Annotated in this window: 10 protein-coding genes; 2 read left to right on the top strand and 8 right to left on the bottom strand. The window is 65.3% G+C overall.

What is annotated here, in order from left to right; genetic code table 11:
• Window positions 1-41 precede the first annotated feature (41 nt).
• Window positions 42-1,643 carry a restriction endonuclease gene (locus ACLQ2T_RS18200; protein ID WP_425767542.1) on the bottom strand — a complete coding sequence of 534 codons (1,602 nt, stop codon included), beginning with the start codon at window positions 1,641-1,643 and terminating at the stop codon, window positions 42-44.
• A 335-nt stretch (window positions 1,644-1,978) separates the two neighbouring features.
• Between ACLQ2T_RS18200 and ACLQ2T_RS18195 the strand changes: the two genes are divergently transcribed.
• Complete coding sequence (locus ACLQ2T_RS18195) at window positions 1,979-2,731, top strand: AfsR/SARP family transcriptional regulator (RefSeq protein WP_425767541.1); 753 nt, start codon at window positions 1,979-1,981, stop codon at window positions 2,729-2,731.
• A gap of 197 nt (window positions 2,732-2,928) precedes the next feature.
• On the opposite strand, the gene ACLQ2T_RS18190 is transcribed toward ACLQ2T_RS18195, so the two are convergent.
• The 3 genes from ACLQ2T_RS18190 to ACLQ2T_RS18180 all read right to left on the bottom strand — a co-directional run bounded on the left by ACLQ2T_RS18190 (window position 2,929) and on the right by ACLQ2T_RS18180 (window position 5,488).
• Window positions 2,929-3,657, bottom strand: coding sequence for a DUF2637 domain-containing protein (locus ACLQ2T_RS18190; RefSeq protein ID WP_425767540.1), 729 nt, complete (start codon window positions 3,655-3,657; stop codon window positions 2,929-2,931).
• Window positions 3,654-4,046, bottom strand: a complete 393-nt coding sequence (locus tag ACLQ2T_RS18185; RefSeq protein WP_425767539.1) for a hypothetical protein — start codon at window positions 4,044-4,046, stop codon at window positions 3,654-3,656. Before ACLQ2T_RS18185 ends, ACLQ2T_RS18190 begins: the two co-directional genes overlap by 4 nt.
• 185 nt (window positions 4,047-4,231) lie before the next feature.
• A complete protein-coding gene (locus ACLQ2T_RS18180; RefSeq protein ID WP_425767538.1) occupies window positions 4,232-5,488 on the bottom strand; it encodes a hypothetical protein in 1,257 nt (418 codons plus the stop codon).
• 27 nt (window positions 5,489-5,515) lie between these two features.
• On the opposite strand from ACLQ2T_RS18180, the gene ACLQ2T_RS18175 reads away from it, so the two are divergent.
• Window positions 5,516-5,701, top strand: coding sequence for a hypothetical protein (locus tag ACLQ2T_RS18175; RefSeq protein WP_425767537.1), 186 nt, complete (start codon window positions 5,516-5,518; stop codon window positions 5,699-5,701).
• A gap of 14 nt (window positions 5,702-5,715) precedes the next feature.
• Here the strand turns inward: ACLQ2T_RS18175 and ACLQ2T_RS18170 are convergent, their stop codons facing one another.
• From ACLQ2T_RS18170 to ACLQ2T_RS18155, 4 genes are all read right to left on the bottom strand, one after another.
• Window positions 5,716-6,906, bottom strand: coding sequence for an ABC transporter permease (locus ACLQ2T_RS18170; protein ID WP_425767536.1), 1,191 nt, complete (start codon window positions 6,904-6,906; stop codon window positions 5,716-5,718).
• 10 nt (window positions 6,907-6,916) lie between these two features.
• Window positions 6,917-7,603, bottom strand: a complete 687-nt coding sequence (locus tag ACLQ2T_RS18165) for an ABC transporter ATP-binding protein (protein WP_425767535.1) — start codon at window positions 7,601-7,603, stop codon at window positions 6,917-6,919.
• A gap of 2 nt (window positions 7,604-7,605) precedes the next feature.
• Window positions 7,606-8,172 (bottom strand): hypothetical protein, encoded by a 567-nt coding sequence (locus tag ACLQ2T_RS18160; RefSeq protein WP_425767534.1) that lies wholly within the window; start codon window positions 8,170-8,172, stop codon window positions 7,606-7,608.
• 1,938 nt (window positions 8,173-10,110) lie between these two features.
• Entirely contained in the window at window positions 10,111-10,680 is a 570-nt protein-coding gene (locus ACLQ2T_RS18155) for a TetR/AcrR family transcriptional regulator (protein ID WP_425767533.1), read from the bottom strand.
• Between the last annotated feature and the right edge of the window lie 60 nt (window positions 10,681-10,740).

Here is a 10,740-nt window from a genome sequence, read left to right as displayed (position 1 = left end):
GATGCGTGCTCGATTCGGGCTGCGCCGTTCCCTCGCCTGTCTTAGCTACTGGCGGTTGCCGCGCTGGCACCGTCTGGTCCGGTGGTCGCGGTCCGAGGGCGCTTGATGCCGATCAGGACGTCTTTGCCGAGGTGCTCTTTGATCAGGTACGTGAGGCGGTTGCCGTCGATGAGTTCGATCCGTCCGTGTTCGCGGGCCTTTTGCCAGGAGCGGGGTGTGAACCATGAGGTGGTGACGAGGATGCCGTGTCCGGCCTTCTTCTCTTCGATGGCGCCGGCGAGTTCGCGGATGTGGCTGACGCCCACGGCGTCCTTGTAGCGTTTGGCCTGCACGATGCTCAGCCGGCCGAGCAGGGCTGAGCGGTTGACGACGACGGCGTCGACTCCGTCGTCGTAGTTCTGTTCGGTGGTCCAGCTTTCCACGCCCATCGCCTCGAAGATCTGCCGGACGAGGTGTTCGAACTCGGTGGGGCTCATCTTCATCAGGTCGGGGCGCGAGTCGAGCGTGGAGACGGCGTCCATGCCGTCGACGAAGGAGAATTTCGTCAGGTCGAAGTCCAGGATCGGAGTGATCGGTTCCAGTTCGTACGGGTGCGGCGAGACGAGGGCGTTGAGGTGGCGCAGGCACACCTCAGGGCGGACCTGGGCGAGGACGAGCTGGGCGAACAACTCACGTTCGACGTTGAGGCTGATCAGGCAGGGGTATTCACGCTGCCCGGTGCCGGGGTTGATCGCGTCGACGTGGCCGTTGAACCCGATGCTGGCAAGCTGCGGATCGGCTTCGAACAGGTTGTGCAATGTCAGGAGCGCTACCTGGGCGACGAGCGATCGGTACAGCTCGCTGGTCTCCTTCGTGGGTCGTGGGACCGGTTGGATCTCGTCGCGGGTCTGGACGTACTTGTATCCACGCACGGTGGGTACAGCGTCGCGGCCGGGGAGCTGCATGCGTACGACGATCTGCGCCTGCTGGGGACTGAAGGTGATCTCCGCGCGCCGGGGGAAGTCGTCTGGCAGGGGTACCTGGTTGAGGGTGAGCCCGAGGACCGACTCGACGGTCTTTCGGTCTCGGGCGCGGTAGTTGGTGATCAGTTGCTCGACGTGTCGGTTGTGTTCCTCAACCTCCGCCAGATGTTGTCGGACCCGCTCGTCGTGATTGCTGCGTGCCGCGTCGAGCCGCCGCCGCCGGTCGGCGTCGGCGGCCTGCCATGCCTGCATGGCCTGCTGATGGGCGGCGCGGGCATGGGCGAGCTGCTGCTGGTAGCGGCTCTGCCCGCCGAGGAGCCGGCTGACCATGCCGGGCTGCGGTGGCTCGAACTGCTCCCAGGCCGGCTGCGCGGCAACCGCGGCGAGGTCGCCCGGATTGAATGGCTGCTGCGAGGGCTGACGCTTGAGCGAGGTCAGGTCGATTCGAGCGGTGTGGCGTAGGCCGGAGGTGAGGATCGCCTGGAGCTGCCGTGCCCGGGTCTCGACCTCGGCAGTCCTTAGCTCGGTCTCGCGCTTCTGGTCGGCGATGTGCTGGTCTCGTTTCGCCCGATCAGCGGCCTTGGCCGCAGCTGCGGTGGCGCGCTGTTGCCGCTCGAGTTCCCGTGCCTGTTGGCGTTGCCAGCGTTCCGACTCATTCGGCGAGGGAGACCTACGCGCCATCCAGTTGCCTCCGGTGAACTCGGGCTGCTGCTTCAGCGCGGCCAGGCTATCGCTGGTGATCGGCCTCGTCTAGCCGTGCGTAGCCGAATCATTACTTGAGGCGTTCGAGCGTGGTGCTGCCTCTGGCCCCGCCCTGTGGACGTCGCGAATCGAGGTTGCGTGTTGCGAGGGGACACGACGGTCCTTCTTGTGCGATGCCGACCGTGCGGCCGTGAAGCGCGCCAACCTGTGTCGGCACCGCCACCGACGCCAACGCGATGAAGTGGCGCCGGTCTGCGGGGGCCCGCAGCGGCCGACGCGATCTGTACCGTCTCGACAATGAGCCGCGAGCCTTCGTGCATGACGTCGAGGACGGATGGCGCTCAACCATGAACGACCCTCGATTCGAAGGATCTGCCGCAGCCGATGACGGCGGCGCGGACAGGGTCGAGGGGCACGACACCCGACACCGCCTCGCCAAGCAGGTCAACACCGGAGCCAAGCAGGTGCAGGTCCGCGTACTCGGCCCACCGGCGATCCTCGACGTCCCCGACAGACAACATGTCCGGCCGCAGGCAGTCGAGTTCCTCGTCCATCTCATCGTGCAGGGCGGATCGGCGTACCAACAAGAGATCCTGGATGACCTCATGCCCGAGCCGCCGCGCCGGCTGGCTGCGCAGCGCCTACACACCTACACCTACAACCTGCGCCGAATCTGCAGCCTCATCGGCGGCGAGAACACCTACCTGCAGCTGAAGCGCCACCGCTACACCCTCAACCGCGACGCCTTCGACGTCGACCTGTGGACCATGCGGGACGCCATCACCGCAGCACAATCCGCCACAGAGCCAGCCGCCCGCGTCGCCGCCCTACGGCGCGCAGTCGACGTCTACCGCGGGCCGCTCGCCGACCACGCCGGATACCCGTGGCTCGCACCGCACCGCGACACCGTGACGCGCGAGTTCGTCACCGCCGCCCTGACACTCGCCGAGGCACTCGCGGACCGGCCCGCCGAAGCCAGGAGCGCGCTCCAGGCCGCCGCGTCACATCACCCCGACGATGAGCGCCTCGCCGCTGCGCTTCTGGCAACCCGCCGTCGACCGGACTGAACGCCCGCCCGGATGGGACTGCAGCACCGAAGCGACGAGAACTTTCTCGCACTACTAAACCGGCTCCTGTCAGATTCTGCGAACTCCTCAACCTCGTGATCTTGCAAGATTCAGCCGAAAGTCTGATGGATAAAAAACAACAAAAATGGGCCAAACGGAATTTCTAGGAGAGGTCGCTCCACGGGTTGTCAACACCTTCAAGAGCCATCTGCTGCTGGTTGTCCCGCATCCTCAGGCTTGACCGCCGCGAGGCGCCGGACATGACGCTCGGACACGCCGGCGGCCCGAGCCAACTCCGCGAGGCTGGCCTGGGGACGTTCGGCCCGCAGCCGGGCGACGACATCTGCCGTCCGCTCCGCGCGTCCCGTCATCCGCTTGCGTCGCCCGGCCCGACGTAGAGGCGGCGATACCTGACTCGTCGCGGGACCGTGGGCGGCCCCAGCCAGCTGCGCCTGGCTCGCCTCAGTCACGACGTCCGACGGATTCGACTCCGGTGGTGGAGACGCAGCGTTGAAGGCAAGCGGCTGGGCGGTGTCTGACGTTCGATGGTCGTTGCCCGATGCCGGCTGCGCTCTGGTCAGCATCTCCACGACCAGCAACAGCGCCACCGCTGGCCATGCCGCCACGATCCGCGCGCCGAGGCTTGGCTCAGCGGCGGCGATGTTCGCCGCCACGCTGGCCGCCACCCCGACCGCGAACGCCGTCCGGGCTGACCAGCGCACCCTCCGGCCGGCGCGCTTGTCCTCGACCATGGCCGCCGACGCGACGACCAGCATCCCGTCGACCGACAGCGGAAGCACGTAGGCGACCTCGGGACGCTCCCCGAACCTCAACGCCACGGCGACCATGTGACTCCACGACGACCAGGCAGCAATCCCGGCCACCGCCACCGTGCTCACGTCTCGGGCCAGCCGGGTCGGCGTCATCGAACTACCCCCAGACCGAGTCGCCGCTCGATGGCTTGGACCTCGACGGGGTCCACGGACGGACGTCCGCCGATGTCCAGCCGCGTCTGGATATCAACCCATCGCCGCCACCGCCGGACGACGTCGCTCGCGTCGAGACCGGTCGCTTTCGCGATGTCCGTCAGGTCCGCGCCCGCCCGTAAGGCGGTGTGGATCGTCGAGGGTTGCCAGCGAGTCCACCAGGACGCCACCGCAGCGGACAACGCCAGCTCCGCCAGGACGTCATCGAGTCCGGTCTCCGGCGTCCGAGCGCCGGCATGGTCATGAAGATCGAGAAGGAGTTGGAACGGGTTGATCTCTTCCGCATCGGCGAACCGCACCGGCGGGTCGGACGGGCGGGCCGGGTTCATCGGGCACCGCCCGGCGTCCGTGAGCTGGGCAAACTCAGCGGTAGCGGGTCACCGGCGATCGTGGCGGTGTGGTTCGCATGGTGGTACCTCCGGCCCACCCTAGCGAAAAGCCCTGGTGGGAGATTGAATCTCCCACCAGGGCTTTAGTCATTCGGGGCGGCCCCAAGCACGTGACCCACCATCGGCTATTCCGTCGGTGTCCTGCGGAGGGCGGGCGACACCAGGCCTATGGCGACGGCAGCCGTGTCCGCCACCAGCCAGATCCGGTAGGGGTCGAGCGGCCAATCGGCCCGATCGATGCTGAACGACACGAGCAGCCCTCCGACGAAGAGCCCGACCTGAAGCGACGTCGATGCCACGACGTCGAGCAACGTCAAGGCCCGGACCGAGGTGGTTTCGTCGACGTCCCGGTGTGCCCGCTCGAGCATGGCCAGAAGGATCGTGAGGTTGGCTGCCGACGCCACGGCCAGGGCCGCGATGGTGATCACCTGCTCGACGGTCCCGTCAACCGGTGCCCGCACGACGGCGAGGGCGACGGTGGCCGTCAGCAGCACCAGACCGGCCTGCCAGGCGTAGCGGCCGAGGTTCGTGTGGCTGGACCGCCAGGAGGCGGCAGCGAGGAGTCCTCCACCGAGCTGCACCGCCCCGAGCATCCCGAGGTTGGCGCCGGGCCACAGGACCTTGTCGGCGTAGACCAGGAAGAGCGGCCAGGCGGTGGCCAGCCCGGCGACGCCGAGGATCAGGTAGATCCGCCGCATGACGGGTGAGAGCTGGGGCCGGTTCCCGAGAAGGGTCGCGTCGAGGTCGCGCCCCACCGGTCGGTTCGGGGCCGGGATGCCGCGGGCGGCGACAGCCAGCAGCAGGGCGACGGCGCCGATGACCGCGAACATCGCCGTACGCAGCACTGGGCCGCCCGAGCCGTACAGCAGGACCGCACCGGCCACGATCAGGCCGCCGGCGGCCCTGCCCCAGGAGTTCACCCGCTGGCGTTCCTGGCTGACGAGGCCGTAGTTCAGCAATGGCTGCCACGAGGGGACGTAGAGCACCGACAGGTTGATCTCCGCCGTGACCGTGACGGCCAGGGCGATGAGGGCGAAACCTCCGCCGACCACGTCCAGACCCACGAGCACCGCCAGGACTGCGCATTCGACGGCGGCGACGAGCAGGAAGAGTTGGAGGTTGCGGCCGGCTCGCCACAACGGCAGGCGAGCGGCGAGCACCTGGACGGGCACGGAGAGCAGGCCCATGGCGAAGGCCAGACCGATGGTCCTGGGATCGAGGCCGAGGTCCTCGACCGCAGCGATCTGGAAGATGGCGCCGCCGTCGAGCCCGAGCGCGGAGCCGAGGGTCGGCATTGTCAGGGCGACGGCGAAGAACCGCCAGAGCCGTCCGCGTCGGGGTACCTCGCCGGTGCCTTCGGGTTCCTGGACCTCTACGACCATCCGCCGCCGGACGGGCGGGTGGTGTGCGTGGACGAGTTCGGGCCGCTGAACCTGCAACCCCGCCCCGGCCGCGACTGGCGACACCATGGGCAGCCGGGGCGGCTGCGGGCCACCCACACCCGCGACCAGGGCGTGCGGCACATGATCGTCGCCTTGGACCTGGCCACCGGGAAGCCGCATTACCGCGTCAGGTTTCCGCCGTCCATCTCGTAGTCAAGAAAGCCCTTTCACTCCCGCAGGACGCGGATCATGTCAACGCGAGCGGCTGCTATTGCGGGAACCAGCCCTCCGGAAAGCCCGGCGGCCACTGCAGCGATGAAGCCGTACACAGCAGCTTGCCACGGGAATCCGGGCCGATCGATGGCGGAAGCGGGATCCAGGAGGCGCGGGACGTACCAGGTCACACCGATGTAGGCGATCCCGATCGCCAAAGCGGCCGCTAGTGTGCTGAGGGTCAGTGTGGTGGTGAGCACGAGCCCGAGTACACGTTTGCGTGTCGCTCCGATTGCACGACGAAGGCTGAGTTCGCGGGTGCGTTCTCGTAGTGTTGCGAGTCCAATATTGAGCAGTCCGACTACGGCGACGAACAGAGTGACTGCAGCCACGACACTGATTAAGCGCTGGGTCCGCTCCAGGCTTGTCAGGAAGTCTGCCAGGCTGCTGGTCACTTGTGGGTCTGCACCTTGGTCTTGTGCTGCCAGAGCGTCGCCGATATCGCGCATCTTCTCGCGGATCATTGCCTGGCTTGCCCCGGGGTAGTGAACGAGGAGCTCCGGACCTTGCCCTGAGCTACTCGTGATAGACGGATTGAAGTGTAATGCCGATCGCAGTGACTGGTAAATTCGCGGTTCGCGGCGTCCATCGGCGACGATGCCGATCACTGGCCGATCGTAGGGAAGAAGATTCCCACTCAGGCGGATCCTCAGTCTACTTCCTACGCTGCCCCCGAGTTGCCTGCTCGCAACGTCGTTTAGCACTACACCGTCAGGGAAGACTGCCTCCCCTTCCGGCAGCCACGTGCCGCCGAGAACGGGCATCCGCCGTACGAGGTTCAGGTCAACGGTTGCCAGCACTATACGCAACGACTCGGACTCTCCGGCGAAGTCGTCAAGGATGGGTGCCGCCTCACCGGGCCGCTCCATCTGAAGCGCGTAGTGTCCGCCGGTGGCGGACACTTGACGGTCGAGTTCCTTGGTGACTTCGGTCAGTCTGGCTTCGGTAACGAGGCCGTAGTCCAAGGTCGTAGCCATTGTCCACAGGCGACCGTTCGTTTGCTCGTCTTGAGCGACAAAGACCTCGCGAACGACAGTTCCGATCGTAGTGACAGCGACCAGTGACAGAATCGCTATGAACAGGCCAAGCGCGGCCAAGACGGATCGCACTTTATGTGCACGCAGATCCAGCGCGGCGTCTCGCATCAATCGCATGTCATGCCACCGAGTCGTGCAGGGTGCCGTCGCGCAGGCGCATGACACGATCTGCCCTTGCCGCAACCTCTACATCGTGAGTCACCAGCACCAAGGCCGTCCCATTGCCCCGCGCCTCGCCGATCAGGAGATCGAGCACGTCTTCCGCCGTCGCTTCATCCAGGGAGCCTGTGGGCTCGTCTGCCAGGATGACACGTGGCTTTCTCACAAGCGCACGTGCCACCGCAACCCGTTGTTGTTCGCCCCCTGACAGTTGGCGAGGATAAGCATTTCTGCGAGCGTCGAGTCCGACCGACGCCAGCCCCTCATCCACTCGTAGTCGAATCTCCTTCGCGGGGACCCGCTTGCCTTGCATGAATGGCAGCGCCACGTTCTGGGCAGCCGTCAGGTGCGGCAACAGAGAGTAGTTTTGGAACACGAAACCGATATGCGCACTACGCAGATGCGACCTGGCTGAGTCGGTGAGCCCGGCGGTGTCGTGACCAGCGATGTAGACGGCTCCGCTGTCGGGCCGGGCGAGAAGTCCGAGCATTGCGAGTAGCGTGCTCTTTCCACTCCCTGACCGTCCTACCACGGCCACGAGCTCCCCACCGTGCACCGAAAGGTTCACATCACGCAAGATCTGCAGACGCTCGCCGAGGGAGAGGCCGACCGCCTTGTTCAGACCGTTGACTTGAAGGGCATGCATCGCTATCGCACAAGAGCCGGAGGCGAAGCGAGTACCCGCATACCAGCATCGAGTCCGGAAGTGATTTCCACGATTGCGCCGTCGGTTGCGCCGAGCCCAACCTCGCGAATGGTGACAGTCCCGTCATCCAGCACCAGCGACACCTCGCCTCGGTCGGCGGATCCCGCGACCGCTGTCACCGGGAGCGTGGGAACGTTGGTGACCTGCCCGCTCGTGATCGCGATCTGACCCTGAAGGCCAGCAAATGCACGCACGTCTTGGGGGACAGCGCAGACGACCGTCGGACTGGCGGCAGCGCCTGCCTCGGGGTTCGGCTCGACCGACGGCACCTCTAACAATGTGCAGTCGAACCCAGCCGGCCCATCTGTTATCGACCCAGTCGCCTTCAGATCTCCGCTCAGGAGACGGTACGCGTCGGTCGGCGGCAGAGAACCCTGTAGCCCAAACCCGAGATACCGCAGTTCCGCGACAGGCACACCACGCACGACCTTCCCGCCGTCGGGAACCAGCCATCGCTCGAACCGCGCTGCGACGGATGACCTGACATCTCGCGCCTTCAACCTGAACACCGGCGCACCCTCGCTTACTTCACCGCCTTGTCCACCGACCCAGGTGTGCCGCACGATCCCATCACTGGGCGCGGGAATGCTGAAGGTGGGGAGCGGGAGCATAGTGCCGTCAATAGCAACGACAGCCCTAATGTCGCGGCGCACAACTTCCACTGTGCGCGGATCTGGCGCCGAAGCCCCCGCGATGCCCGCCGTGGGAGATTGTCCGTCCTCCCTGAGTGCCAATGTAGCTGCTACCCCACCAGCGCCCCCTACCGCCGTCAGAGCTAGGCCCACCAGAATTCCCAGGGCTTTCCTCACCGGGGTGGCACCGGGCAGTTCAACTCAGTGGTCTCTGTCAGCGGGCGCAGGTCGCCAGCACGAGTAGCGTCCAGCTTGGAATCCAGAGTCGCCCTGTCATTTGGCAAGAGGCCGACTTTGTAAAATGGAGTCTCAGGGACCCGTAGCACCTGCGCCAAGGCGGCGACTCGATCGGCTTCCACCGTCGCGTTGATCAGTGTGCGACTCCATGCGCAGAACCAATACGAAGTTGCATCGACGCTACCGGTATTGAGGCCGTAAACTATCCCAGCTCCATCAGCCGCTACGTCCTTGTAAATGGGTTCCGGTGGCCACTTCCAGTCGCTGGGAAGTGGCCACTTCTCGGCTTCGTCCCGATACTCCCGCTCGGCCTCCTGATGTGTGAGCGCAGGAGGACTGTCGCTCCCCCCACCTTCAGCAGCGCTATTGCTGCAGGCGCTCGTCAACAGCAACACGCCAGCCAGAATAGTGGCCGAGCCAGAGTGAACCTTGCGTAAGTCGAGTGCCTCGGAGTTCAGATTTGCGCTGGGGCTCTGCTTTGCGTGCTCTCGTGGCACCAAGAGCTGAAGCAACTTCCCCAATTCGTTGCCTTCCTGTTCAATCTCTCTGCACGAAACGTACGGCCGCGAGAAGTCTGGAATTCCGAGCTCGCCAGTAGTCGCCTCGTAGAGTGGCGTGGTGATGCTGTCCCACCCATCCAGTGAAACTAATCGGCAAACTGGGTGCGCTTCGCTCTACTGTTGATGGCCGTAACTGACTAGCGTGGCATGCGACCTAGTAGTACTGCTGTCCTGTGAAGTTGTTTGATCCGCAATTGAAATCGCACCAACTAATTCGACGGAACATGTTCTTGAACTGGTATCCGTTCGACATGCCGGAGTAGAGTGTTTGCGTGTTGTTTAGGGTATGAAAATCGGAGTATTTGAGCAGGCTGCAATTAGTGGAGGCGGGGCCGATCCTCAACCCGCTTTGCGGGAGAGCGCTGAACTTTGCCTCAACGACTCCGTTGCCCTCCTTGTAGCGAATGTTGCTAGAGCAGAAGTAACTCGCGTTGCTGTAAACGGTGCCCGAGATACTCCTCCACCTGGCGGCATGGGCCGGAGAGGCCACCACCAATGTGGATGCAACAGCGATGAGAAGCCCAGCCGCAGCGGCTGCGATCTTTCGTGAACTAACTCTGATCCTCATTCTCGGATCCTCCGAAGAAAAATTGCGATGGCTGGAACCCCGACACCTGCCTTCGCGCATTCCGGGCGTTGAGTCCTGCGCCAAACGGAATCGCGTAGTTGATCTTACGTCGACGGGCTTCGCTGCGCAAGCGTATGTTCCCGAAGGTGCTGGCTGAGGGCGGTTGAAGAGCTGGTGGCAGCAGGTCCCAGGGTCGATGTGTAGTTGGATGAGGTGTTCCTGACCTGGAGTTTCATGCCTGGGGTCCACTGCAGACGAGTGCGATTCCAGAGCCAGAGCAAAGTCTGTTTACTGTGGCCGGGATGTGTTGAGCAGGGCGGGATGGGCGTTTTGTCGGCGTGGTGGTTCTCCTCGCCGAACGGGACGTCACGGACCAGTGGGTAGCGGACCCGTCCGGCACCGAGCTGACGCCAGACTTTGACCGGCGCCGATTTGTGATGGCGAGATGCCTCACCGGGCGCTGCGGCATCCGACGAGCAGGCGGGCCACCATGTCCTGCGCCTGGTCCCGCCCGTAGCCCGGGCCGAGGATGCACAGGTTCCCCACGGCGCGCATGAGGGTGTACGCGGTCACGCCGGGGTCGATCTCGCCTGCGGCCACGCCTGCGGCGATCAGCGACGCGCAGGCCGGGACGAGTTCGTCGAGCATCAGCGAATGCAGGGTGAGCAGGCTCGGGTCGTCGGACTGCAGGGCGACCCCGAGCCCGTGCTTGGTCACCAGGAACTCCACGAAGGCCCCGATCCAGCGGGTCAGCGCCTCGCCGGGCGGGATGTCCTCCCGCTGTAGTGCCGAGGCCAGCGCCACGCACTCCTCGATCTGGTGGTGGTACACCGCGGTGACCAGTTCGGCACGGTTCGGGAAGTGGCGGTAGACCGTGCCGAGGCCCACTCCGGCCCGCCCGGCGATGTCCCGGATGGGTGCCTGCACCCCCTGCTCCACGAACACCGCCGCGGCGGCGGCGAGGAGCGCCTCGCGGGTGCGGCGTACGCCTGCCTCGCGTGCCCCGGGCGACTCGGTCACAGTTCCTCCCCTTGTCGGCGGAACATTGTTCCGCTAAGTTCGACGGAACAGTGTTCCGCC

The sequence above is a fragment of the Micromonospora sp. DT229 genome (genome assembly GCF_049844505.1).
Taxonomy (GTDB): Bacteria; Actinomycetota; Actinomycetes; order Mycobacteriales; family Micromonosporaceae; genus Micromonospora.
Note: the sequence above shows the minus strand (reverse complement) of the source record. Positions and strands in the feature narration are given on the sequence as shown.

Excerpts from the sequence above, each read along its gene's own strand:
- ACLQ2T_RS18180 (WP_425767538.1), bottom strand. The coding sequence starts at position 5,488 with ATGGTCGTAGAGGTCCAGGAACCCGAAGGCACCGGCGAGGTACCCCGA.
- ACLQ2T_RS18185 (WP_425767539.1), bottom strand. The coding sequence starts at position 4,046 with ATGAACCCGGCCCGCCCGTCCGACCCGCCGGTGCGGTTCGCCGATGCG.
- ACLQ2T_RS18200 (WP_425767542.1), bottom strand. The coding sequence starts at position 1,643 with ATGGCGCGTAGGTCTCCCTCGCCGAATGAGTCGGAACGCTGGCAACGC.
- ACLQ2T_RS18170 (WP_425767536.1), bottom strand. The coding sequence starts at position 6,906 with ATGCGAGACGCCGCGCTGGATCTGCGTGCACATAAAGTGCGATCCGTC.
- ACLQ2T_RS18190 (WP_425767540.1), bottom strand. The coding sequence starts at position 3,657 with ATGACGCCGACCCGGCTGGCCCGAGACGTGAGCACGGTGGCGGTGGCC.
- ACLQ2T_RS18165 (WP_425767535.1), bottom strand. The coding sequence starts at position 7,603 with ATGCATGCCCTTCAAGTCAACGGTCTGAACAAGGCGGTCGGCCTCTCC.